This window comes from Acinetobacter sp. 3657, assembly GCF_031456775.1.
GTDB lineage: Bacteria > Pseudomonadota > Gammaproteobacteria > Pseudomonadales > Moraxellaceae > Acinetobacter.
In genome coordinates this window covers 243,292-269,108 of the sequence record NZ_JAVDVH010000003.1, presented here as the reverse complement: position 1 = coordinate 269,108, position 25,817 = coordinate 243,292, and the positions used below count along the sequence as shown (strand labels likewise).

Below are 25,817 nucleotides of genomic sequence, written 5' to 3'. Positions count from 1 at the left end.
ATCTTTGGTTAGATTAGAAGCGGTATTTTGCTGCAACACCAAATGTATTGTAGTCATTTTTGGCAACAGTTCTGTCTTTACCGAAACCAACACGTCCTTCTAAACTCATTTGTTGATTAAAGAATTTACGTGCATTTACGCCAAATTCACGTTGCTTTGATAGGTCATTGTCGTAGTAATCAGCACCGACACTGAGTGTTTTATCAATATAGTAGTCAGCTGCGAGATTAAACTCATCCAAATCACCGAATGCTGCGCCTGCCTCTAAGTTGATGTCATTTCCACCCACTTGAGTTACGTATTTAGCACGAATGGTTGGATCAACACCATCATCAAATTTGTTGTCATAGCCTTTCGCACCGACTGCAAGCAACAAACCTGGTGCTGGTAGATAACCGACTTCAGCACTGTAATAAGTGGTCTTGATATCTCGTGCATGATCCAGCTTTAACGTATTACGGCTTACATCACCGCTAAGATAAAAATCAGAGTTAGGAACAAAGTATTCGACACCAACACCGTAAGTATTGTCGTCAGTCGCGCCTTTATCTTTCCAAGACGCTTCAGCACTTACATTACTTGCTCGATCTAAAAATGCTGCTTCGGCAAGTGGTGCATTACGGGTTTGTACAGGATTGAAGTAATATTTACCGTTAATCGCGAAGTCACTGCCTGAACTACCTTTATCAGGGTCGATATAACCTACCGATGCGCCAACTTCAGCTTGATAAGCATGAGCAGTCCCTGTTACTGCAAGTGCAGATAAAAGTGCTGATGCAATTGCTAATTTTTTCATGGTTATGCCCCTTTGAGATAATGAACCAAATGAAATTTCGATTACATGTTTTGTTACAACTTCCAGTCTAGGCTAAAAAAACGATGCGTCAATCCTAAGTCGGTAAACAAATGGTACGAATGTAAGTGAAGTGTAATTTAGTTTGTTTAATATATTGATTTTAATTGATAAATATTAATGTTTTGATTTATTAAAACTTAGGGTAGATTGTGTGTTTTAGTATTTTTCGTGTAATTCATAAACACTATTGTCGCTAAATGTGTCGTTTAAGAATAATAAAATCAATAAGGAAAAAAGGATTATTTTGAAATCAGCAATAAGGAAATCTGTTCGAATCACAGAGGCTGTGTAGTGTAAAACACTTATGTTAAAATGATCGATTGAGTGAAAAAACATTGTGAGACGAGACGCGTGGAAATTAATCCGTATTTAAACCAATTGAAAGATTTATCTGATCGTAGCCAAACACTACGGGGGTATCTTTGACTACGATCTAAAGGCTGAGCGTTTAGAAGAAGTTTTAAGAGAGTTAGAAGACCCTGAGATTTGGAATGATCAAAGCCGCGCGCAAGCCATCGCTAAAGAAAAGGGCAGTTTAGAAAATACGCTTGGGGTGTTTGACCGTTTGGCGGAACAGCTTGATGATGCCAAAGCCATGCTTGACCTCGCTGTTGAGGCGGATGATGAAAGCTTATTGCTTGATGTGCAAAGTGAATTAGACAGTGCTGAAACAGCATTGGCCAATCTTGAATTCCGTCGAATGTTTAGTCATCCAATGGATCCAAATCCATGCTTCCTCGAAATTCAGTCAGGCTCTGGCGGTACTGAAGCGCAAGATTGGGCATCGATGCTGTTACGTATGTATCTGCGTTGGATCGAGCGTCACGGTTTTAAAGCTGAATTGATGGAAGTGTCTGACGGTGATGTGGCAGGGATTAAATCTGCAACCATCCGTGTTGATGGTGAGTTTGCCTATGGTTGGCTACGGACAGAAACGGGTGTTCATCGTTTAGTACGTAAATCACCATTTGATAGTAACAATAACCGTCATACATCTTTCTCTGCTGTGTTTATCTCTCCTGAGATCGATGACAATATTGAAATTGATATCAATCCATCCGATGTCCGCACGGATACTTATCGTGCTTCGGGTGCAGGTGGTCAGCATATTAACAAAACGGATTCTGCGGTGCGTTTAACGCATGCGCCAACAGGGATCGTAGTTGCTTGTCAGAACCAGCGTTCACAACATGCGAACCGCGACCATGCTTGGAAACAGTTACGTGCCAAACTCTATGAATTAGAGATGAGTAAACGTAATGAAGCTGCGCAAGCCTTAGAAGATTCAAAGTCAGATATTGGTTGGGGCAGTCAAATTCGTTCTTATGTGTTAGATGATTCACGCATTAAAGACTTGCGTACAGGTGTGGAAAACTCAAACACCAAAGCGGTTCTCGATGGTGATCTAGATAGATTTATCGAAGCAAGTTTAAAGCAGGGTCTATAAATCTCTTTCCTAACAAAGAGACTTTGGAAAATTAATTTAAACGGCAAGTTCGTTTAGCACAAAAAGTTAATCGGAAAAATATGATATTAATATCGAAAAAAATAGATATTAATATTTGAAAATTTCGATATACTGATTCTAGGTGCTGAACGAAGCTTCGCTTGTTGAGAAACGTGGTGAGTCTATGGATATTGATGTTATAAGCAAGGCTCTAGCCAATCCATTACGACGACAAATTTTGCAATGGTTGAAAGAGCCTGAGCGATTTTTACCCGTTGAACAATGTGGTGGTAGTTTTGAACGTGGCGTATGTGCAGGGCACATCGAACGTTTAGGCAAAGTTGCGCAATCGACGATGTCGAATCATTTGTCTGTATTACAGCAGGCAGGTTTGATACAGGTTGAAAAATATGGACAGTGGTCATATTTCACGCGTAATGAAGCTTTGATTCAGCAATACATCGAACATTTGAAACAAACACTCTAAAAACGTATTTAGAAGGTCAACCTTTAATACGTTGATAAAAGTGAAGTTGAGGCGATCATGGCTGAACTAAATTCTGCATTACGAGTAGGTGACTTTACGATTAAAAACCGTTTGGTATTAGCACCATTAACAAGAGCACGTAGTGGTGCGGAGCGTATTCCAAACGATTTAATGGTGGAGTATTACCAACAACGTGCCAATGCAGGCTTAATCATTACTGAAGCAACAGTAATTAGCCCTAAAGCAGCAGGTTATGCCAACACACCAGGCTTATGGTCGCAAGCGCAAGCTCAGGCTTGGCATAAAATTGTAGATGCTGTGCATGCGCAGGGTTCAAAAATTGTGGTTCAGCTCTGGCATGTTGGGCGTATTTCACATCCAGATTTATTGGATGGCGATATCCCAGTTGCGCCAAGTGCGATTCAACCTGCGGGTGAAGTGAGTTTATTTCGTCCTAAACGTCCATTTGTGACGCCTCGTGCTTTATCTCATGAAGAAATTCAAGAGATTGTTGCACAATATAAAAATGCCGCCGAACTTGCCAAAGCAGCTGGCTTTGATGGGGTTGAACTACATGCGGCTAACGGCTATTTGATCGACCAATTCTTGCAAAGTGGTACCAATCAACGTGATGATGAATACGGTGGTTCAATTGAAAACCGCGCACGTTTATTGTTGCAGGTGGTGGATGCTTTTATCGAAGTATGGGGTGCTGGCCGAGTCGGCATACATCTTGCGCCGCGCGGTGATTCACATGATATGACGGATGAAAATCCGTTAGCAACGTTCGGTTATGTGGTTGAGCAACTGGATCAACGTAATGTTGCCTTTATTTTCACTCGTGAATATGAAGCTGAAGACAGTTTAATGCCCGCTTTGCGTTTAAAGTTTAACGGTGTTTGGATTGCCAATGAAAAATTAACGCCTGCATCGGCGAAACGTATTTTGGCTACAGGGCAAGCAGATGCAGTCTCATTTGGGTTGGCTTATATTGCAAATCCTGATTTATTAGACCGCTTAGAGCATAATCTACCCTTGAATCAGGTGAATTTTCAAACGTTATATGCTGCTGATGCAGAGGGTTATACCGACTATCCTGCATTTGAAAAGTTAGAAGCTTAAGTTGCTTTAAAGATTACTCGTGTCATTGATTAAAATGGCATGAGTCTTTTTATTTTTCTCGTTGTGCGGTGGAATTCCAAGATATCAATGCAAAAATTCTGATGATATTGATTGAGATAAATAGAATTGAACTGCATTATAAATGCAAGTATTAGTTATTTATATCAACTCGTTTGGCATTTGACAGTGGAGAGAGAAAACATTCCATTTTTTGATTTTTTTCCCCTGTACTAAGCGCTAAAGATTCCCACTCGGGTATAAATACGAAACAGTGTTTAGAGTAAAAACTTACTGCTCGCAAATTATGTGGGGACACGCTCAATACAATCCTATAATGTCCTTTAGAAATTGCTAACTCTTTAATGGCAGAAATCAGAAGGTCTGCAATACCACAGCCACGAAACTCAGATTTGACCCACATCGCAACTACATTAAATTCAAGTGCAGAGTTTTGTGTTCCACCAATAATACCAACAGCCCGAGTTCCTTCAATTGCTAAAATATATTGGTATTGTGTTTTGTGTGACGCACGATCACGCCATTGCGACTCGCTATATTTTTCAGCAGTGGCATAAGTGGCAGAGAAAACATCGGGGCTATCTAGGAGAGACTCTAGGCGAACAGCTTTCAGGGTTTTCCAGTCTTCTTCGACAGTAAGACGAACCACTAATTCATGTAAGTTTTGACTCATTTTATACTCTTAACCTATGGTAAATTCGTTTAGATCCATCGTGATTTGATGAAATACCAAACGGATTGATTTGTAAATCCAAGGTTCAAGATTTTACAAATCAATGAGCCATAAATGAATAATTTGCTAATGTATTAAACAGCTTAATTTAAAAGATAATTTGAAGAGCAGAGAAAAAATCTACATTTGCTCACTATACGCATCAAAAAAGTTCAACTGTTAAAACTTCATAAATTTCCGCATAATGAGCTGAAATCAAATTGTGAATCATGGTCTCGAATGGCGCAGGCAAAATCAGCACAGCAAACCCCATTTTGGTATAACTTTTTATTGGCTTGTCTCAAGCCGTTATATCGTTGGAAAATAAAACAACGTGCTGAAAGTGATGCGCTATTTCAACAAGAATGTATTGAGCGTTTTGGTCCCTTTCAACCGCCTAAAAATCTGCATGCAATGTGGTTTCATGTAGTCTCGGTGGGTGAAACCAATGCAGCGCAGCCGTTAATCGAACATTATTTAAAATTAGGTCATCCTGTTCTAGTGACCAATACCACCAAGACAGGTCAAGCCCGCGCAAAGTCCCTGTTTCTAAAAGCACCTTATCTGGATTTATTTCAAGCCGTCTATTTGCCTGTTGACCAAAAATCGTTGCTCAAGCAATTTTTTGCCCTGTATCAACCGAAAATTTTAGCGCTAGTCGAAACAGAAATCTGGCCAAATTTAATTGCAGCCGCACAGCAGCACCAGATTGCTTGTATTTTGCTCAATGCTCGACTGTCAGAAAAATCAGCCAAAGGCTATGCTAAAGTCCGTCGCTTAACCCAGCCGATGTTGCAGCAACTGACATGGATGTTGTCTCAAGATTCCGCCACCTTAGCGCGTTATGTTGATTTAGGTTTAGATCAAACCAAGAGTCAAGTGGTGGGAAATATCAAATTCGATATTACCGCACCAACTGATTTTATTGAGCAAGCCGAACAATTAAAACAAGATTGGCAATTGGCAGGTCGGCAAATTATCACTTTAGCCAGTACTCATGCGCCTGAAGAAGAGAGCCTACTGAAGCAGCTTCAACCAGATTTAAATTCAAACCCAAATTTACTCTGTATCGTTGTGCCACGTCATCCTGAGCGTTTTGATGAAGTCTATAAAGTTTGCCAAAATCTAAATTTAAATACGCAGCGTCGCAGTTTAGGACAGCGTATCGAGGCTAATACCCAAGTTTTTCTAGCCGATAGTATGGGTGAAATGTGGTTGTGGTATGCCATGAGTCAGGCGAGTTTTGTTGGTGGTTCACTGAATGAACCCGGTGGCGGGCACAATATTCTAGAGCCGATGGTGTTGAATGTGCCCACTGTCATAGGCCCTCGGTATTTTAATTTCCAAAGCATTGTCGATGAATTCGTTATAGCACGAGGAATTTTGGTCGGGGAAAATGCTGAACAGGTGACAGCGCAGCTTCTCGGCTGTTTGGATGATTCAAAGCAACGTCAGCAACTCATCGAACAGGCTCAAGTGGTATTGCAACGCAATCAAGGTTCGTTGCAACAGCATATTCAACTGCTCGATCACTATTTGAAAGCAACAGATGCATCATGAACATCGTTTTACTTGAACCCTCTCAAACTGCTTGCGCAGAGCAATGGTTGATTGAAAATCCACGTCAATTGCAACATTTAAAACAGTATGTTCAACCGAATGTTGGCGATCATCTAAAAGTTGGCATTCGCCATGGTCAGCGTTATCTCACTGAAGTTTTGAATATTTCAGAGCAACGGATTGTGTTGAAACCGATTCAGATGGAGGCAGTGCCTGAAAAACTTCCTGTGCATTTGATTCTTGCGTTACCACGACCGAAAGTATTACGTCGCATCATCATGGATGCGGTCACACTGGGTGTAGAGCGGATCAGCTTGATTCATAGTTATCGGGTGGATAAGAGTTATTGGCAAAGCCCATTTTTGCAACAACTCAATGACTATGTCACTTTGGGGCTAGAGCAGGCAGGCGATACGGTTGAGCCTGAAATTCAGATGTATAAACGCTTTAAACCTTTTGTAGAGGATGTGCTGCCAAGTTTGATTAGCGCCGAAAAACCTGCCTATGTAGCGCATCCTTATGCAGACCAGTCGATGCCGCATGCCATTCAACAGGCATGTACTGTGATCGTTGGACCAGAAGGTGGCTTTATACCGTATGAGATTGAGCTGCTCAAAAAAAATGGTTGCCAAGCGATGCGCTTGAGCAACCGTATTTTACGTACAGAAACCGCTATTTCTTATATTTTAGGTCGTTTGATTGTCTGAAGGCTTCATGTTTGTTGGAAGTTGAGCGACTTGGTTTGACTGAACCTTAAACTCTTGGATCGGATAAGGAATATTAATTCCTTGGGCACTAAATGCTTGTTTAACCTGTGCTTGTATCATACTTGAAGAGGACAGAATATCGGTTTCTGTGGTATCAATCCACCAACGAACAGTAAGGTTGACTGAGAAGTCTGCCAGTGCAGTCACATTGACCGAAAACTTTGGTTGACTCAGGACGCTGCGTTCATTGTTAAGAATATCCAACACGATTTGCTTGGCTTTTTGTTCATCATCATCATAGCCAATCCCCACAACAAATTCACAGCGTCGTTGCTGATAAGCTGTATTTACGGTGATTGCACTGGTATACACCGTCGCGTTAGGGATCACGATCCGACGACCATCATAAGAGCGTAAAAAAGTGGCTCGAATTTGAATATCTTCAACGGTGCCTTCCATCCCATTGACAATAATGGCATCACCGATGCGGAACGGTTCTCCTAATAAGATCAGTATGCCAGATAGTAAGTTCTGGAAAATATCTTTGAAAGCAAAACCAATCGCAACCGAGCCAATCCCTAGTGCGCCAATCAATTGACCTGGAGTAAAGCCCGGAATCGCGATCACAAGTGCGATCAGGAAGCCGAAAAATAAGATAAAAGTACTGCCGACACGATGTAGCACAAGGACTAAGTTTTGCCGCGTGTAAGAGCGATTACTGAGGGTTTTGTTGATAAAGAATTTAAAAAATTTAGTCAGTAGCCAAAACAAAACAAAGACAAAAATGGCCAAGCAGATATAAGGAACGCGTTCCCAAAAAACCAGCACCATTTTATCAATAGCACTATATGCCTCATGGTATTTTTCAGTATGCGCCAATACGGTTTCTGAGGTTTTTGTGCCTGCTTGTTGGATCAGTGTACCTGTATCTTTAGCGACACTCGTCAAGTTAATTTGTTCGTTTGCCAAGGGGACGTCTCTATTTCGTTTGGAGGTTGATCAAGAAAGCCATCATGATGAATGTATGACCAACATGGATGAAAAATTTACTAACAGCTTTATCGGTTTATTTTATAACGAAACCATCGTAATCGTTTATGATTATTGTTGGAAAAAATGTTGCTGAATAGACGATCATCATGGTCGGTATTTATGATGATTCGCGCGCTTAAGCGTGGGTCAATGATCAAAATAACGATCAATTTTGAGAATAAAAACCATCGACAAGTCGTTCATATTTAAATTATTTTAAATAAATTTTCAAACTAGATTGGGTGTATAAGAACAATACTCCTACGACCAAAGCCGCATTGTTTACTCGTGTATATGCTCGCCATACTGCAAGAAAGCACAAGCATACCCAAGAAATAGATGTGTACATCTAGGGTATGAGATAAAAGACCAAGGAAGTAATAAGTTATGAAAGAAATCTACCCAGTGCCTGAAAAATTTAAAGAAACGGCAAGAATTTCGGAAACAGACTATTTCAATCGCTATCAATATTCTATTGAACAGCCTGATGCATTTTGGGCAGAAGAAGCACAAAATATTGATTGGATGAAACCATTTACCCAAGTCAAAAATACCAGTTTTGACCCAGATCATTTTAAAATTGAATGGTTTGCTGATGGGGAGCTGAATGTCTCTGCTAACTGTCTGGATCGTCATTTAAAAGACAATCCATTAAAGCCTGCCATTATATGGGAAGGTGATCATCCATCACGTCATAAAATCATTTCATTCGCTGAATTGCACGATGAAGTTTGTCGTTTTGCCAATGTTCTCAAGAAACATGGGATAGTTAAAGGTGACCGCGTCGTTTTATATATGCCAATGGTGCCTGAAGCGGCGATTGCCATGTTGGCATGTGCGCGTATCGGGGCTGTACATTGTGTGGTCTTTGGTGGCTTCTCACCGGACTCTTTGGCCAGCCGTATTGATGATAGCCAAGCGAAATTAGTGATTACTGCCGATGCTGGGATGCGTGGTGGCAAGATTATTCCGTTAAAAGAAAACGTGGATGCTGCTTTAGAAATTGAAGGTACCGATAGTGTTGAACATGTGATTGTGGTGCATCGTACGGGCAATCCGATTCAGTTCAATGAAGCACGTGATTTGTGGTATCACCTCGAAATCATGGAAGTGAATGAACACTGCCCACCTGAGTCAATGAAAGCGGAAGATCCACTATTTATTCTGTATACCTCTGGCTCTACAGGTAAGCCGAAGGGCGTATTACATACTACTGGTGGTTATCTGGTGTATGTAAATACCACGTTTAGAGAAGTATTTGATCTTAAAGAAGATGATGTGTACTGGTGTACGGCCGATGTGGGTTGGATTACAGGGCATAGTTATTTACTGTATGGACCGTTGTGTAATGGCACGACAACGGTCATGTTTGAAGGCATTCCACAATACCCTACATGGGCACGTATCGGCCATGTGATTGATAAGCATAATGTCACCATTCTTTATACCGCACCAACCGCGATTCGCGCCATGATGCGTGAGGGTGATGCTTATGTTCGTGAAAGTGATCGTAGTAGCCTTCGTTTATTAGGCTCAGTGGGTGAACCCATTAATCCAGAAGCATGGAATTGGTACAACGAAGTGGTCGGTGAAGGCCGTTGCCCGATTGTGGATACATGGTGGCAAACAGAAACAGGCGGTATTTTGATTTCACCATTACCAGGTGCCACTGCATTGAAACCAGGTTCAGCAACTCGACCAATGTTTGGGGTTCAGCCTGCTTTGGTGGATGGTGAAGGCAATGAACTTGAAGGTGCCAATGAAGGTAACCTTGTCATTAAAGATTCTTGGCCAGGTCAAATGCGCACCATTTGGGGTGATCCTGAACGCTTTATTGAAGCGTATTTCTCGACCTTCAAAAATAGCTATTTCACAGGTGATGGCGCACGTCGTGATGCAGATGGCTATTACTGGATCACAGGCCGTGTCGATGACGTACTCAATGTCTCTGGACATCGTCTAGGGACTGCTGAAATTGAAAGTGCACTGGTGGCCCATGAAGCAGTTGCTGAAGCGGCTGTGGTTGGTATGCCACATGACATTAAAGGACAAGGCATTTGTACCTTTGTGACCTTACAAGCGGATGTTTCTGAGTCTGAAGAGCTACGTAAAGAGTTGGTCAATTGGGTACGTAAAGTCCTTGGTCCAGTGGCAACGCCAGATGCTTTGCATTGGGCACCAGCTTTACCAAAAACACGATCAGGTAAAATCATGCGCCGTATCTTGAGAAAGATTGCAGCGAATGAACTGGATAGCTTGGGCGATACTTCAACCCTTGCTGAACCAGCGGTAGTTGATGCCTTAATTGCAACAGTGTATCCAACAGCAAGCAGTGTTGAAGGATAAATAGAAAAAGCCCCCAAGCCGAGTCTTGGGGGTAGTTTTTTGCGCCACAACCTTTTATTTTTCTTCTTATTCAAAATACCATTTAAGTTTAAGCCGATTTAGCGGTTAGTTGATTTCGTTGTTCTTGTTCCAACTGTCGCACCAAAGGCAGTACTTTCTCTCCAAAATATTCAACTTCTTCAATAAAATGCAGGAAACCTGAAAGAATAAGATCCACGCCTACCTGTTTTAACGCCACAATGCGTTCAGCGATTTGTTGCGGTGTGCCGATTAAATTGGTTTTAAAGCCATCGTTATATTGCACTAAATCATCGAAAGTTGATTTTGCCCAATTGCCTTCAGCTTCTGGTGCAGCAGCACCTGCTTCACGGGTTGCGTCTCCAAAGGCATTGACTGCCGCTACATTTGCCTTAGCGATGATTTCATTCAGCACAGCATGTGCTTCTTGCTCTGTATCGCGGGCAATGATAAATGCATTCACTCCGATCTTCACTTGTCGATGGGCAAGCTTGGCTTTGTGATGAACGTCATCGACCTGTTTTTTGATTTCTTCAATGCTATTGCCATTGGTAAAATACCAGTCTGAGACGCGTGCGGCCATATCTCGCGCAGCACGTGAACTCCCTCCTTGGAACACTTCAATAGAGGGTTTCTGCAAAGGTTTTGGTTTTAGGGTGTAGTTTTTGAATTGATAATATTTCCCTTCAAAGCTGTAATCGTCCGTGCTCCAAATGCCTTTGAGTGTACGAATAAATTCCTCAGAGCGGACATAACGTTCATCATGTTCAGGCCACGGCTCGCCTATTGCATCGAACTCGCCACGAAACCATCCACTGACGACATTAATCGCAACACGACCTTGGGTGAGATAGTCAATAGTCGCTAGTTGTTTCGCAGCAAGTACAGGCTTCCAAGGGCCGGGTAAGATAGCAGCAATCACTTTAAGTTTTTCGGTCTTGGCTAATAGCGCATGACTAAAGCTGACTGATTCATGTTGATTTTCTGCACCGTAGCCTGCGGTGAAACGGATTTGGGTCAGCGCGTATTCAAAGCCACTTTTCTCTGCAGCTTGTGCTAGACGGATATTATAGTCATAGCTCCAATCGGTACGTTGTTCGATATTGCTCACCACAAGTCCACCACTGACATTAGGGACCCAATAAGCGAATTTAATTGCTGAAGTTGTTGTCATTTTTCTACCCTCTAGACATTTTTGATTTTATGCGACGTGGGTTAAATTCTTTGCTGGTTTGGGGTGCAAGCGAGATTCGGCTGCATCTAAGTCTGGAACGGCCGCAGATGGTAAAACCTCTGCTTGTTCAATCTGTTTGTTAATCCCTAGGTTTTGATTGGCCTGTTCGGTTTTGGCTTTGATCACCGCAGCGCGTTGTCCTTTGGCTGGCGCCCATTCTAGAATCGGTAAAGCGCGTGCAACGGCTAAGGTCACGCGATCAGATAATTGTTCACTTTTGACGGTATATTCTGGTGTGAAATCACGATCAGTTGCATAGACCCCGATGGGTAAGGTTTGCGCTTGGAAGAAGCTAAACAACGGGCGCAATTGATGCTCTAGTACCAATGCATGACGGTCGCTGCCACCTGATGCAGCCAATAAAACAGGAACATCGACCAATGCTGTTTGTTCGACAAAATCGAAGAAGTGTTTGAATAATCCTGTGAACGAAGCACGATAAACAGGTGTGCCAACAATCAAGGCGTCGGCTGCTTCTACCGCAGCCAAGTCATCTTGTACTCGTTGGGGTAATTGATTTCGATAAATTGCACCACCTAATAACGGCCCAATTTCACTGAGTTTCACAAAATGTACTTTGATATGAATGGCTTCTGCAAGCTCATCTAGAATAGCTTGGACTAAGCTCTCTGTCTTTGATGGGCTATTTAACCCCCCAGAAACAGCAACGATATTGAGGGGAGTAGAAACAGTATTACGATTGGACATAGTGATAGCCTAAATAAAAGTTCATTAGCAATGGCTTTTATTTATCTATATCGCTGCACCACAGTAAAATAAGCAAATACTGCAAGCTTATCTGATTTAAAGATATATCGCCCAATCGTGCAAAATTGGAAATTTAATGCGGTTTAATTCTATGTTTCTATTCAAAATTTTGAATGTTAAATTTGACTTGATCTGATTTATACGAATATCTGATTTATTTTACTGGAAAAGGAAATAAAAGATGTCAGAGTGCTTGACCAATGGTTTATTTAAAAATAGGCTTAGATAGGTTAATTTTAATAAACACCGTACAGTGACGTACTAAAACAGCAGATTGCTTATAGCGCTTATGAATATTTTAATTGTAGATGATCACCCTCTCTTTAGACATGCTTTAATTCAAGCGGTTCGTTACAGTTTGCCACAAGCGCAGATCCAAGAAACGGCTGATGTAAACGAATTCTATAAGCGGTTAGAACAGGGTGCAGAACCAGATTTAGTGTTACTGGATTTAAATCTACCTGGTGCTTCGGGTTTCTCGGCTCTGGTTTATGTGCGGGCGCAATATCCTGCCATTCCGATCATTGTGGTATCAGCGCATGAAGAGGCTTCAATTATTCAGCGTGCCATCGCACATGGTGCTATGGGCTATATTCCGAAGTCATCACATCCAAGCCATATTGGTGAAGCAATTAAACATGTGTTAGAAGGGGAAATCTGGTTACCGCCAAGTTTACCGAAACATGCGGGTTTTGATCCAAGAGCCGCCGATGAGACCGCTTTGGCAGAACGTCTGCAATCACTAACACCGCAACAATTTCGTGTGCTTATGATGGTTGCTGAGGGGTTGTTGAACAAGCAAATCGCCTATGAGTTAGAGGTTTCAGAAGCCACCATTAAAGCGCATGTGACTGCAATTTTTCGTAAATTAGGGGTACAAAACCGTACTCAAGCCGTATTAGCCATTGGTGCATTAAATATTGAAGACAAAAAGATGTAATTCAATATAAAGATAAAGGGGAGATACTTTATTTCTCTTTGATCTTTAAAAATAAAAAACCAGTTCAAATGAACTGGTTTTTTACGATGTATCGTCTGCTCTATATAGAGCATAGATTCAATCTTAGAAACGGAACTTCGCGTTTACGCCAACAGTTTGCGTATCTAAGTCAGCATTTACTGCATTTGCATTAACGTAGCTTGCACCAACAGCAACCGCTGGAGTGATGAAGTAGTTTACGTTTGTACCCCAAGCTGAATCACGAACTTTGTTAAAGCTAGATTCTGCGTAAGAAGCACCAACGCTTAACTTCGGCGTTAGGTAAAGGTCAGTTTTTAATTCGAAAGCAGTGTCATCACCATACACAAGACCAGCTTCAAAGCCTACAGCCATGTTAGTACCGTCGATGTTACCTACATATTTAGTACGTGCAGTGATTGCATCTTGGTCTTGACCAATAGTTTGTGCTTCAGCTACTGATTTAGCAATACCACGTGAAAGTACGCTGTTTGCATCCAAAGCGAATTGGTCAGCAATGCTAGTATAACCTACAGCAACTAAGAAATTAGGTGAAAGCATTGCACCCACTTCTAATGCATAACGATCGCCATTGTCTTTTTTGCCATCGATTTTAGTTTTAGAGTGGCTATATGCAGCACTTGTATAAACTGGTAGGTAAGGTGTAGGGATGTAAGCTTCACCTTTAGCACCAAGAGATTCGTTCTTTGTAGTTACGATTTCATCACCGCTTTCTTTCGCAAAGCTATAAGCAACAGAAACGTTAGATGCATGGTTTAAGAACGCAGCTTCAGCTAAAGGACCTTTAGAAGTGTCTACATTTTTGAAGAAGTAACTTACTTGTCCAGCACCAGTAAAGTCTTTGTCATTTTGCTTAGTATCTAGAAATTCAGATTGACCTTGAACTTCAACTTGATAAGCGTTAGCACCGGTCATGGCTAATAATAAAGCAGTGGCTAAACCGAGTTTTTTCATAATAATTTCCAGCTTTAACAGTGATTGAGTTAAGTTGGGGTCATTGTATTGTAACAAAGTATGATGTCAATGTCATAAATCCAAGCCTCCGACGAAGGGTGAAACACTGACCACATTTTGTTTAAAAAACAAACAAAAGCAAAGTTTGTTGTCAACGCTCAATAAAAGTTATAATTAACAAATAGATATAATTGTTTAATGCTAGGGAGAAAGATCATTTTTAAGTGCTGTATGAGATTTGTTTGATTGGTTAATTCGATTGCTTCAATCGTTTTTTACATTCAACTTGTGCTGGCTTGTGTCATAATTTTGCCATTAAAAGTGTGGTTTAAACATATTTTTTTAATAATTTTGCGATGAAATATACAAAAAATAGCGAGCAATTTTTGTAGAAATCATGATCAATTTAAAAACTGAGAAAGAAATGATTTAAAGATTAAATCTAATTTTTCGATTAAATTTTTAAATGTAATTTGTTTAATCGGTTTTACATTGTGAGGTATAGTTCACATAATGTGAAACAAGAGATAGGTAATTTGCATTTTACGATCTCGGAACATTTTCTTTGTGTATTTGTAGTTTACTAGCTCAGCTTTCCCCAAGGTTGAGCTTTTTTTTGTCTGTTCATTTCCTATTATAGATGAGATAACAATACAGAGCGAATAATACAAAAGGTTTATAGTAATCAAATCTATACTCGACTTCTGCTTTTCTTATGCCAAAAATACTAAAACATCTTAGCCTTTGCACATCTGTAATGATTGGACTGACGTTACTAGGTTGCCAAAATTTGCACGCCCCAACTCAAAGCGCCGTGTCAAAAAAACACGATCAAACCGAGATCGCTTCTTTATTCCAACATGCTCAAACTGTCGGCGTATTTGTTACATATGATGGGCAAACACTTCAAGCATATGGCAATGCGTTGAGTCGATCGAATACGGCTTATATTCCAGCCTCAACCTTCAAGATGTTAAATGCTCTGATTGGGATACAGCATCACAAAAGTTCGCCCAACGAAGTGTTTAAATGGGATGGCAAAAAGCGTGCTTTTGCGAGCTGGGAAAAAGATTTAACTTTAGCCGAGGCGATGCAGGCATCAGCAGTGCCTGTTTATCAGGAATTGGCTCGGCGTATCGGGTTAGAGTTGATGGCGAACGAAGTAAAACGCGTTGGCTTTGGCAATACTGAGATCGGAACGCAAGTCGATGATTTTTGGTTGGTTGGCCCGCTTAAGATTACCCCCGTTGACGAAGTGAAATTTGCTTATGCTCTGGCAAATAAGCAGCTTGCATTTGACCAATCTGTGCAAGAACAAGTGAAACAGATGGTCTCCGTTGATGAAGTTCATGGAACTAAGATTTATGCCAAAAGTGGTTGGGGTATGGATGTAACGCCGCAAGTAGGTTGGTGGACAGGCTGGATTGAACAACCGAATGGACAGGTGATTGCATTTTCTTTAAATCTGGAAATAAATAAGCCTGAGCACGGTGACGCGCGTAAAGCGATTGTTTATCAAGCATTACAACAATTGAAATTGTTACAGAAGCAATAAATATTTTCTTAAAAAAAGCCCAACTTTAACGAAAAAGTTGGGCTTGGAAATAGGATGTTTATACTTGGGGGAGAAAACATCCTAGAGGGTTAAAAGTACATATTCTGGTATTGCTTGGCTTGATTAAATTATGTGCGGATGATCTTAATTTGTAAAATTGATAATTTTTATCTTTAGAATCTATTTATCCAATAGTCTTACTGCTAGGTGAATTGATCAATGATATTGAGGAAATTGAAAAGTTGCTGTGGTTGAGAGAACACAGGTAAAATTATTGATTGTTTAAAAATTAATCTGGATGGCTTTTTGAGAAAGACAAGGTGGGTTTATGGGGCGTAACTTAAGACGTGTTAAATTACGTTCAGAACAAATCAGCCTTCGACTTTTTGTCTGTATGGCGATCATTATCTTATCAATTCTATATATTTCTATTCCTTTAATTCTGAATAGTTTTCAAGAATATAATAAAACAAATCAGGTTTTGACTGAAATCACCAGCTTACGTGCATTAGTCCAAACTGCAAATAAGATTTCTAGAGAGCGCGGACCTGCAAATAAGGTTATGTCGAGTACATTAGAGGAAATAGAAAAAAATAAACAGGAATTGGCTGAGTTTAGATTGGTCGTTGATCAGCAGATTAATGAAACAGTATCGACTTTAAATCAAGCGGGTTTCAAATCAGTCGCAGCACAGCTCCAAACTGATTTGAAATTAAAATTAGAGCAGGCGCGTAAAATCGTCGATGCTTATGCGGAAATACCACAGTCTCAACGCACATCGCAGCAACTTGATCATGCCATTTTAACCATGTTCAGTGTTTGGGATAACAGCCGTGAGCTTCTCAATGAGTTGATGGCGCAGTCGAAAAGTAAAGACAGTAAGATGTCGAATTATTTTATTTCTATTTTGATTCTAACGGATATGCGTGATCAGGCAGGACGAGTTGCGTCTAATGTTATGGCACCGATTACTTTTTCTGAAAAAATTTCTGATATAAACCGTGCTAGGACTTTGCAAACAGAGCATCAGGCTAAATATCTGTGGTCCTTGGTCGATATAATTCAACCGCAATATATGAAAACTTCTGATTACATCCGATTACACCTACGTGTAAGAACGGAGTTCTTAGAGCAAGGATTACCTATCATCCGTAGATTGTTAGATGAAAGTCAAAATAATCAAGCGTATTTTTTAACAGGGACGCAACTGACAGAACAAATTGTTGATAAATACACCACGGTCATGGATCTACAAAAGTATATTTTAGATTACAGTGTCCATATCGCAACGCAACAGAATAAAAAGGCCAAACAACAGTATTTTTTTACTCTAGCGATTTCAAGCTTATCACTGTTGATTGCTTTTTTTACGATGATCTATACCAAGAGAAAGGTGTTTAGTCCTTTGATTAAAGCACGAGAGATGATTTTGGGTTTATCGGATACGATGCATGAACCACCTTCTCGTCAGAAATCAAAACATGAGTTTTATACCTTGTTTGAAGCGATTAATAAATTAAAAGTAATGCTTAAACAGCGTGATTTGATGGAGTCGCAACTCAAGCAAATTGCAAATACCGACACGCTTACGGGTGTATCAAATCGATTGGCATTAGAAGAATATATTAATGATTTGACTGCTAAGCCGAATGCGCTATCTCAGACATGTGTGTTTGCAATCGATATTGATCATTTTAAGTATGTAAATGATCAATACGGGCATCTGGTTGGCGATGAGGTGATCTCAATGGTTGCTAATCAACTCAAGCAACATGTGCGTGCTTCTGATCTTATCGTGCGTTATGGCGGTGATGAGTTCTTGGTCGTGATCGAGAGTATTCAAATGGAGGCAGCGAAAGCGATTGCGGAAAATATTCGCTTAGGGATCGCTACGCAAAGTATCGCTGTTACAAGTCTTGGCAAGTCAATTCAGGTTTCTGTCAGTATCGGGGTGGCTATTGGTGCAGAGAGTTGGTTAAAGCTGTTAGAAAAAGCAGATCAATCGTTGTTAAAAGCCAAAGCCAAAGGCAAGAATGTAGTGGAGGGTTGATTAGTTCAAATATTTAATTATTATAAAATTTCTATAAATAAGTTGTTGCCAAAAATGAATATTCAAGAACAAGAAAAAAGATTAAAAGAATGTCTAGAACACAATATAAAAAATGAGAAAGTGGGAACAGCGATTGCTATTACTGGACCTTGGGGCGTTGGTAAGACATTTTTTTGGAATAAGTTTCTAAAGGATGTTACGCAGAAAGAAAAAGAAGATAAGGAAAGTTTTTATTACGAAGCAAGTAGAGTTGGTTGTGAAAGTATTTTTGCTTGTCGCAAATATTCTTATATTTCTCTTTTTGGAATAGAAAATTTAAGTGATTTAAAAAATACGATTTGTACAAAGTTAAGCCTTAATCCTCATGCAAGATCAGATAGTAATAGATTTGAATTTTTCCAACTTTTTAAAAATATAGTTGCTCAATTTAGGGATATGAAAGTATCTCAGTATGGTGTTAGTGCTTCCGCAAGAATCTTAGAGTCTTTACTTTTCTTGCAAGTCAGAGATGCAATTATTTGCTTTGATGATTTTGAGCGGATGTCTGATAAACTGAATATTAACGATGTCATGGGTTTAGCAAACCACTTAAAATTAGAAAGAAATTGTCAGGTTATTTTGATTTTAGATGAAGATAAAGCTGAGGGTAACAATAAGAAAAAGTATGCGGACTATAAAGAAAAGTTAATTGATGAAACAATTATCATCAACTCTGTTGAGCCCTTGATTCGGGAAAATGCTAAAAACATTCATGATCAACTTGTTAATTTGATGATCGAGTTTGCCGACAAATTGGAGATTCATAATTTCAGATTTTTCCAAAAAGTGATTAAATTATTCCAATACTTTTTGAGTGAATTACCTGATGAAGTTGCTTATTCAACTAAAGAGATTATCTTAATAAGAATTTTACAAGGTTACTTAATTCATGATTTCCAACAGTTAGAATATAGATGGGATGATTGCCAATATTATATAGAACAGAAACGAGAGAATTGGTCGGATAGGAAAAAACAAACTTATGAAAGTTTGCAAAAGGTATCTTATTCATTCAATCGTGAGGATGAGTGGTTAATCGAATTTAAAAAATGGTTTGAACAAAGAGATAGAGTCGATTTTTCTGAGTTAAAAAAGCTTGCTCAGTCTGATCTGATTTCAGATGAAAATAATCAGAAAAAGGCTAATTTTAATAAGTTATTTGATAATTTTTGGGGACTATCTATAGATGAGAGTTTCTCAGAGAAATTATTTATTGCTTCAGAGCAAGTCATAGGATTAGAGGGATTACATAATTTAAGCTTTGCCTTGGACATTTTAGAACAATTGGGAGAAGCCCAAAAAGTAACGTTACTTGAACGGAAAATAAAGGAATGGATAGAATTAAAATTAGAAGAAAATAGGAATGCTTTTGATAAAATGGATATGTTTGGTAATGTAAAACATGTATTCAAAGATTTTATATTAATTTATAAAAAACAAAATGAATTTAAGGGTTTACCTAAATTAATTGATGTAATCCACCAATATATTGATACCCAAAGTTATAGCTCAGAGCACGTTCAAGCTTTGGAAAATGCGACAAAGAGTGAATGGGAGCAAGTGTTATTTGCACAAATACCACATGATGACCGTTTTCAGCGTATAAATAGTAGTCAAGTTGTTGAGAAAATGATTAAGCAATCTATGAAATCGGAACTAAATTCAAAAATTAGAAAAATGATTGCTGAAGTTTATGAAGCCAAAGGACAAGAATCAGCTTTCCATAAAAGATACATGGATTATTTGATTTCACGGTTAGATGATTAAAAAAGGGCTCATTCGAGCCCTCTAGTAATTACTTCAACATCGTTTTTAAGAACTTACCTGTATGTGACATTTCAACCTCAGCCACTTGTTCAGGTGTGCCTTCAGCGATGATTTGACCACCACCAGAACCACCTTCAGGCCCTAAATCAATCACCCAGTCGGCAGTTTTGATCACATCCAAATTATGCTCAATCACCACAATGGTATTTCCCTTGTTGCGTAGCTCATACAAGATGTCGAGTAGCTTGGCGATATCATGGAAATGCAAACCTGTAGTTGGTTCATCCAAGATATATAAAGTTTTACCTGTATCTCGTTTTGCCAACTCACGCGCCAGTTTAACCCGTTGTGCTTCACCACCTGAAAGCGTGGTTGCAGCTTGACCTAAACGGATATAACCCAGACCAACTTGCATTAAGGTATCTAAGCGACGGTGAATCACAGGAATCGCACTAAAGAATTCTGCTGCATCTTCAACCGTCATTTCCAAAACATCAGAAATGTTCTTGCCTTTATAACCGACTTCTAAAGTCTCACGGTTATAACGTTTGCCATGACAAGCATCACACGGTACATACATATCAGGTAAGAAATGCATCGCCACCTTGATCATGCCATCGCCCTCACAGGCCTCACAGCGTCCACCTTTGACGTTAAACGAGAAACGACCTGCACTATAACCACGTGCTTTGGCTTCAGGCGTTTGTGCAAATAATTCACGAATTGGAGTGAATAAACCTGTATATGTTGCAGGGTTCGAACGTGGGGTACGTCCAATCGGGCTTTGATCAATATCCACTACTTTATCGAGATGCTGTAAACCATCAATCGAATCAAATTTTTCGGCAGTCAGTGTGGTTGCGCCATTCAGCTGAGTTGCAGCCAACGGCAATAAGGTACGGTTAATTAAGGTCGATTTACCTGAACCTGAAACGCCAGTGACACAGGTCATGATGCCCAATGGAATGGTGAGATCGACATTTTGTAAGTTATGACCACTTGCCCCAGAGAGTTTGATAAATTCGTCTGGGCGTGGTGACAGGGTACGTTGCTTAGGTATCTCGATTTTCAGTTTGCCTGAAAGATACTGACCTGTAAGCGAGTCTTTATTGTTGGCAATTTCATCATAGCTGCCTTCACCGATAATGACGCCGCCATGTATTCCCGCACCTGGTCCAATATCAATAATATGGTCGGCAGCACGAATGGCATCTTCATCATGTTCAACTACTAGCACGGTATTGCCCAAGTCACGTAAGCGAACGAGAGTTTGTAACAAGCGATCATTATCGCGCTGATGTAGACCAATCGATGGTTCATCTAACACATACATGACGCCCATCAAGCCTGCACCAATTTGCGAAGCGAGACGAATACGTTGTGCTTCACCACCCGAGAGGGTTTCTGCTGAACGTGCCAAACTCAAATAATTCAAACCAACACTGACCAAGAAATGTAAACGCTCACGAATCTCTTTAAAGATCTTATCGGCGATTTCACCTTTAGCACCTTCAAGACTGAGGTCTTGATAATAATTCTCGGCATCTCCAATTGACATTTGGGTGATTTGGGCAATGGTTTTATCTTTGACACGCACGTGACGAGAGATTTCATTGAGACGAGAACCATCACAAGCATCACAGGCTGCATTGGATAAATATTGTGCCAAATCATCACGCACATAATTCGATTCAGTTTCACGATAACGACGCTCTAAATGCGGCAAAACTCCTTCAAAGGCTTGAACACGGTTGTGTTTACGACCACGCTCATCGATATAACTGAGGTCGATTTTCTCTTTGCCTGTGCCTTGTAAGAATTTCTTTTGTGTATCTTTATCCAGCGTATTCCACGGTTCATCTAAGCCAATGCCAAAATGATCTGCGACTTTTTGCAACATGGTGTAGTAATACGGACGCTGTCTATCCCAACCTCGGATCGCCCCTTGGCTAATCGCGAGTTCAGGATTTGGAATCAGTTTATCTGCGCTGAAATGACTACGTGTGCCTAAGCCATCACAGACAGGGCAGGCACCAAATGGATTGTTAAATGAGAATAAACGTGGTTCAAGTTCTGCCACAGCACGATCGCATTTAGGGCATGAATGTTTGGCTGAAAAAACACGTTCAGGGTGTTCTCCATTCATCCACGATAAAACGGCAATGTCACTGCCTAAGCGCAACGCCGTTTCAAATGATTCGGCGATACGATTGCCTAAGTCATCACGGACTTTAAAACGATCCACCACCACTTCAATAGTATGTTTTTTCTTTTTATCCAGTTCAGGTGGGCTATCAATATCAATAATTTCGCCGTCGACACGTGCACGTACAAAACCTTGACCTTGTAATTGTTCAAACAGTTGAGTGTATTCACCTTTACGTTCACGTACCACAGGCGCAAGCAACATCAGTGCGGTGCCTTCTTCTAGCGCTTTGACCGCATCGACCATTTCTGAAACGGTTTGTGCCACCATCGGGAGGTCATGTTCAGGACAATACGGTGTGCCTACACGTGCGTACAGCAAACGCAAATAGTCATAGATTTCAGTAATCGTGCCGACAGTTGAGCGAGGATTGTGGCTTGTGGATTTTTGCTCAATCGCAATTGCAGGCGATAAACCTTCAATGGAATCAACCTCAGGTTTTTCCATTTGCGAAAGGAATTGGCGTGCATAGGCTGAAAGCGATTCAACATAGCGACGTTGGCCTTCAGCATATAATGTATCAAATGCGAGCGATGATTTCCCTGAACCTGAAAGCCCTGTGATCACCACAAACTTGTCACGTGGAATATCGAGTGACACATTCTTTAAATTATGGGTACGTGCACCTCGAATACGAATATGACTTTGGCTCATTAAAACATCTCAATAATATGCAAATAGAAAATCAAACGACGTTGAACATTGATGCCATGCATCATCAATTATTCTATTTAAATGCAATGCTGGAAGATTCAGTACATCTAAATTTAAAATAATTTCTGAGCAGCATCTTACTGTTGAACAGGTCTTATATGATAGCGCCTTAAAATTGTTCAAGTGGTATAAAAATATTTAAAACGACAAATTGTGACGGTTAGACCACATTTATAACCACTGTCTCACGCTAACCGAGTTGTATTTTTATCATTCATTGCCACAGATATCTACAGCTAAGGTGTAGGCGAAGAAAAATACATAACTTTACTAGATGACTGGTCTAATATTAATTTATAGTATGGACATGAAACGATCAATGAAGAGTGAAGCAACTCGACAACACATTTTAGATACCAGTTTTGAATTGGTATTACGTAAAGGTTTTGTCGGCGTTGGCTTACAAGAAATTTTAAAAGCCTGTGATGTGCCGAAAGGTTCGTTCTACCATTATTTTGCTTCAAAGGAAGCCTTTGGTTGTGCTTTGTTAGAACAATATATGGCTGACTATAAAGTACGAATGGAACAACTTTGGCAGCAGAGCGAATCAAGTGCTTATGCACGGTTGATGGCTTTGTGGCAGGCGTGGATTGACGATCCTATTTATGGCAGTTGGGCAGAGAATTGTTTGATTGTGAAACTCGCGGCAGAGGTTTCTGATCTATCAGAAGACATGCGACAGATTTTGAACTTAGGTGTGCATCGGCTGACGCAACAGCTGGCTTTATTGCTGCAAGAAGGGCAACAGCAAGGTTCGATTCCGACACATCTTGACCCATTTAAAACAGCTCAAGTGATGTACCAACTATGGTTAGGTGCTGCATTGATGACCAAATTGGCACAGGACAAAGCACCATTACATTTGGCCTTAGAAACCACGCAACAGCTGTTACAACCGATACAGGAATAAATTATGCAAAGTATTATCCATCATCAATTTGGCGAACCCGTAGACGTTTTAGCGTTAGGTGATATGCCTCAACCTGAACCCAAAGCGGGTGAAGTACGTATCAAGACTATCATGTCTCCGATGCATAATCATGATGTTTGGACCGTGCGTGGTAGTTATGGCTATAAGCCGACCTTACCTGCTATTGGCGGGAGCGAAGCGGTGGGTATTGTCGATGCAGTCGGTGAAGGCGTTGATCAAAGTAAACTCGGTCAACGTGTAGCAGTCGCTGGTGTCCATGGGAGTTGGGCTGACTATTTTATTGCCCCTGCACACAGTATCATTGCTTTAAACGATGCGATTGATGATGAAACAGCAGCACAATTGATCGGGATGCCGATTAGTGCCTTGATGTTATTAGATTTCGTGAATGTTCAAGCAGGACAATGGTTGATTCAAAATACAGCCAATGGCGCAGTCGGTAAAACAGTTGCCATGATTGCACGGGCACGTGGTTTACAAGTCATTAACCTAGTACGCCGTACTGATGCAATTGCTGAGATGCAGGCTTTAGGTATCCAACATGTGGTTGCAACTGATCAGGAGGATTGGAAGCAACAAGTCAAAGCCATTCATGCGGATCAAGCTCTGATTGCTGGGGTAGATTCAATCGGTGGAACGGCCAGTGGTGAGATGCTGAATTTGCTAAGTGAAAATAGTCTATTGGTTTCATTTGGCAGTATGACGGGCGAAACCATGCAGATTTCATCGGGTGATTTGATATTCAAACAAGCGACGGTGAAAGGTTTTTGGGCAAGTGTGGTCAATAAAGAAATGCCAGCAGAACGTAAAAAAGCGTTGTTTGTTGAGCTGTTAACGCTTGCGACACAAAAGAAACTGACTTTACCTGTTGAGGGTGTTTTTAGTTTTGATGACATTAAAACGGCTGCACTGAAGGCGACTCAGGGCGCTCGTCAGGGTAAAGTATTGTTAAAACCATAATTGGAAAAAATAGCAGATCAGCCGCGCGGTTGGTCTGTTTAAGTTCAGACACAATAAAAAGGAAAAAAGTATGATCGGACAACTGCTCGTAGGATTGATTGCTTTATTGCATGTTTATATTTTAGTGCTTGAAATGTTTTTGTGGGATAAACCCGCGGGTTTAAAAGCATTTGGTAATAGTTTAGAAAAGGCTCAACTGACCAAGGTCTTGGCACAAAATCAGGGTCTTTATAATGGTTTTCTTGCCGCAGGTTTATTGTGGTCGTTGTGTGCACCTGAAAGCTACGCATTGCCTTTAGCGAATTTCTTTTTAGGCTGTGTGTTGGTGGCTGGTATTTATGGTGGGCTGACCGCCAGTAAAAAGATTATTTATATTCAAGCTGTGCCGGCATTGATTGCTTTAATTGCGGTTAACTTTTTTTAATGGATAAAGGTATTCACTCGATCTCGTTTGTGTTTTAATGCAATCAGTTTGAGATGAGCCTCATACAGTATATCGGACGATACGATATACGACTAAGCCCCTTAATTGGGGCTTTTTTACAACGATATAAATGATTTTAATCGGTTAAATGTTGTCTAAACCGAACCATTGACGTTGTTGATAAGCACTGTCCCAAAACAACCACTCCAGTTTTGCACCCATGGTATAAGCCGCGTGCATTTTCGCTAAAGTATCTTCATCACAGCGCGCCGCTACTTTATCCACGGTCGCGATCACATTGCGTACCGCTGTATTAAATTCTTCACCTGCATATGTATCAATCCAAGCTTGGTACGGGTTATTCGCAACCGATTGGTTCACGATGTCTTTCCCCACTTCTGCATAAATCCAGAAACAAGGCAGTAGCGCTGCCAAAATCACGGGATAGCTTTCTGACCAAGCCGTCGCTGTCAGGAAAGAGGTGTAATGATGGCAAGCCAATGTCAACGGCGTGTTTTCAAACTCGGTTTTAGTGACGTCAAATTCCTGCATAAAATCATTGTGCAAACTGCGCTCCACAATAATCGCAATTTTGGCAGCCTCAGAAAACTGAATCACATCATCGGCATCGAATGCTTTTGCTGCCGCAACCGCAAGCGCACGACCATAAGCCAATAAATAATGTGCATCTTGAATCACATAATGACAAAAAACCGTACGATCCAAGGTTCCCGCAGCAAGTTCTTGGTTAAAGGGCAAGGCTAAAATTTGTTGATATAAATCATGGTTGCGTTGCCAAAGTGTCTGGGAAAAAGTCATCAATTGAACCTGTTAAAAAATGATAAAAATGCATCTTGTTAAAACTATAACAGAACTCCGTTTTGATCGCGTGTGATCTCAAAATAAGTCCAACAATCTGCACTATCTTTCG

21 protein-coding genes are annotated in these 25,817 nt (G+C 40.5%); 13 read left to right on the top strand and 8 right to left on the bottom strand.

Annotation, left to right across the window (positions count from 1 at the left end; all coding sequences use genetic code 11):
- Positions 1-13: 13 nt before the first annotated feature.
- Positions 14-796 (bottom strand): putative porin, encoded by a 783-nt coding sequence (locus tag J2Y37_RS05770; RefSeq protein WP_005194042.1) that lies wholly within the window; start codon positions 794-796, stop codon positions 14-16.
- A 411-nt stretch (positions 797-1,207) separates the two neighbouring features.
- On the opposite strand from J2Y37_RS05770, the gene prfB reads away from it, so the two are divergent.
- The 3 genes from prfB (at position 1,208) to J2Y37_RS05755 (ending at position 3,912) form a co-directional block, all read left to right on the top strand.
- Positions 1,208-2,303, top strand: a protein-coding gene (gene prfB / locus J2Y37_RS05765; protein WP_349032185.1) for a peptide chain release factor 2 whose coding sequence is annotated in 2 segments (ribosomal slippage) — positions 1,208-1,279 and positions 1,281-2,303 — 1,095 coding nt in all. Because the reading frame shifts where the segments join, the coding sequence is not laid out codon by codon here.
- A gap of 184 nt (positions 2,304-2,487) precedes the next feature.
- Positions 2,488-2,790: a helix-turn-helix transcriptional regulator gene (locus J2Y37_RS05760; RefSeq protein WP_034595781.1), complete on the top strand. Its 303-nt coding sequence runs from the start codon at positions 2,488-2,490 to the stop codon at positions 2,788-2,790.
- A gap of 57 nt (positions 2,791-2,847) precedes the next feature.
- Positions 2,848-3,912 (top strand): alkene reductase, encoded by a 1,065-nt coding sequence (locus tag J2Y37_RS05755; RefSeq protein ID WP_349032184.1) that lies wholly within the window; start codon positions 2,848-2,850, stop codon positions 3,910-3,912.
- Positions 3,913-4,063: 151 nt separating this feature from the next.
- Here J2Y37_RS05755 and J2Y37_RS05750 read toward each other — a convergent pair whose 3' ends face one another.
- Positions 4,064-4,603 (bottom strand): GNAT family N-acetyltransferase, encoded by a 540-nt coding sequence (locus J2Y37_RS05750; RefSeq protein ID WP_349032183.1) that lies wholly within the window; start codon positions 4,601-4,603, stop codon positions 4,064-4,066.
- Between the two features lie 279 nt (positions 4,604-4,882).
- Between J2Y37_RS05750 and J2Y37_RS05745 the strand changes: the two genes are divergently transcribed.
- Together J2Y37_RS05745 and J2Y37_RS05740 are read left to right on the top strand one after the other, a co-directional pair.
- Entirely contained in the window at positions 4,883-6,202 is a 1,320-nt protein-coding gene (locus J2Y37_RS05745; protein ID WP_349032182.1) for a 3-deoxy-D-manno-octulosonic acid transferase, read from the top strand.
- Positions 6,199-6,909, top strand: a complete 711-nt coding sequence (locus J2Y37_RS05740; protein WP_005194035.1) for a 16S rRNA (uracil(1498)-N(3))-methyltransferase — start codon at positions 6,199-6,201, stop codon at positions 6,907-6,909. Before J2Y37_RS05745 ends, J2Y37_RS05740 begins: the two co-directional genes overlap by 4 nt.
- Here J2Y37_RS05740 and J2Y37_RS05735 read toward each other — a convergent pair.
- Positions 6,889-7,878: a mechanosensitive ion channel family protein gene (locus J2Y37_RS05735; protein WP_004673405.1), complete on the bottom strand. Its 990-nt coding sequence runs from the start codon at positions 7,876-7,878 to the stop codon at positions 6,889-6,891. The two genes, J2Y37_RS05740 and J2Y37_RS05735, sit on opposite strands and share 21 nt — an antisense overlap.
- Positions 7,879-8,328: 450 nt before the next feature.
- Between J2Y37_RS05735 and acs the strand changes: the two genes are divergently transcribed.
- Entirely contained in the window at positions 8,329-10,287 is a 1,959-nt protein-coding gene (gene acs, locus J2Y37_RS05730; RefSeq protein WP_349032181.1) for an acetate--CoA ligase, read from the top strand.
- A gap of 88 nt (positions 10,288-10,375) precedes the next feature.
- Here acs and sfnG read toward each other — a convergent pair whose 3' ends face one another.
- Entirely contained in the window at positions 10,376-11,479 is a 1,104-nt protein-coding gene (sfnG, locus tag J2Y37_RS05725) for a dimethylsulfone monooxygenase SfnG (RefSeq protein WP_349032180.1), read from the bottom strand.
- Between the two features lie 27 nt (positions 11,480-11,506).
- Positions 11,507-12,247 carry an FMN reductase gene (msuE, locus tag J2Y37_RS05720; RefSeq protein ID WP_349032179.1) on the bottom strand — a complete coding sequence of 247 codons (741 nt, stop codon included), beginning with the start codon at positions 12,245-12,247 and terminating at the stop codon, positions 11,507-11,509.
- 349 nt (positions 12,248-12,596) lie between these two features.
- Between msuE and J2Y37_RS05715 the strand changes: the two genes are divergently transcribed.
- Positions 12,597-13,247 carry a response regulator transcription factor gene (locus J2Y37_RS05715; RefSeq protein WP_005194029.1) on the top strand — a complete coding sequence of 217 codons (651 nt, stop codon included), beginning with the start codon at positions 12,597-12,599 and terminating at the stop codon, positions 13,245-13,247.
- Positions 13,248-13,370: 123 nt separating this feature from the next.
- Here J2Y37_RS05715 and omp33-36 read toward each other — a convergent pair whose 3' ends face one another.
- On the bottom strand, positions 13,371-14,297 hold the full coding sequence (gene omp33-36, locus J2Y37_RS05710; protein ID WP_349032178.1) for a porin Omp33-36: 927 nt from the start codon (positions 14,295-14,297) through the stop codon (positions 13,371-13,373).
- A gap of 658 nt (positions 14,298-14,955) precedes the next feature.
- Here omp33-36 and blaOXA point away from each other — a divergent pair.
- The 3 genes from blaOXA (at position 14,956) to J2Y37_RS05695 (ending at position 19,651) form a co-directional block, all read left to right on the top strand.
- Positions 14,956-15,795 carry a class D beta-lactamase gene (gene blaOXA, locus J2Y37_RS05705; RefSeq protein ID WP_349032177.1) on the top strand — a complete coding sequence of 280 codons (840 nt, stop codon included), beginning with the start codon at positions 14,956-14,958 and terminating at the stop codon, positions 15,793-15,795.
- A 328-nt stretch (positions 15,796-16,123) separates the two neighbouring features.
- Positions 16,124-17,845, top strand: a complete 1,722-nt coding sequence (locus tag J2Y37_RS05700; protein ID WP_349032176.1) for a GGDEF domain-containing protein — start codon at positions 16,124-16,126, stop codon at positions 17,843-17,845.
- 54 nt (positions 17,846-17,899) lie between these two features.
- A complete protein-coding gene (locus J2Y37_RS05695; protein ID WP_349032175.1) occupies positions 17,900-19,651 on the top strand; it encodes a P-loop NTPase fold protein in 1,752 nt (583 codons plus the stop codon).
- 28 nt (positions 19,652-19,679) lie between these two features.
- Here the strand turns inward: J2Y37_RS05695 and uvrA are convergent, their stop codons facing one another.
- Positions 19,680-22,511: an excinuclease ABC subunit UvrA gene (gene uvrA, locus J2Y37_RS05690; protein ID WP_349032174.1), complete on the bottom strand. Its 2,832-nt coding sequence runs from the start codon at positions 22,509-22,511 to the stop codon at positions 19,680-19,682.
- Between the two features lie 379 nt (positions 22,512-22,890).
- Here uvrA and J2Y37_RS05685 point away from each other — a divergent pair, with 379 nt between their 5' ends.
- The 3 genes from J2Y37_RS05685 (at position 22,891) to J2Y37_RS05675 (ending at position 24,886) form a co-directional block, all read left to right on the top strand.
- Positions 22,891-23,481: a TetR/AcrR family transcriptional regulator gene (locus J2Y37_RS05685; protein WP_005194010.1), complete on the top strand. Its 591-nt coding sequence runs from the start codon at positions 22,891-22,893 to the stop codon at positions 23,479-23,481.
- A gap of 3 nt (positions 23,482-23,484) precedes the next feature.
- Positions 23,485-24,462, top strand: coding sequence for a zinc-binding dehydrogenase (locus J2Y37_RS05680; RefSeq protein WP_349032173.1), 978 nt, complete (start codon positions 23,485-23,487; stop codon positions 24,460-24,462).
- A gap of 70 nt (positions 24,463-24,532) precedes the next feature.
- A complete protein-coding gene (locus J2Y37_RS05675; RefSeq protein WP_005194008.1) occupies positions 24,533-24,886 on the top strand; it encodes a DUF1304 domain-containing protein in 354 nt (117 codons plus the stop codon).
- Between the two features lie 144 nt (positions 24,887-25,030).
- Here the strand turns inward: J2Y37_RS05675 and tenA are convergent, their stop codons facing one another.
- Entirely contained in the window at positions 25,031-25,705 is a 675-nt protein-coding gene (gene tenA / locus J2Y37_RS05670) for a thiaminase II (RefSeq protein WP_349032172.1), read from the bottom strand.
- Between the last annotated feature and the right edge of the window lie 112 nt (positions 25,706-25,817).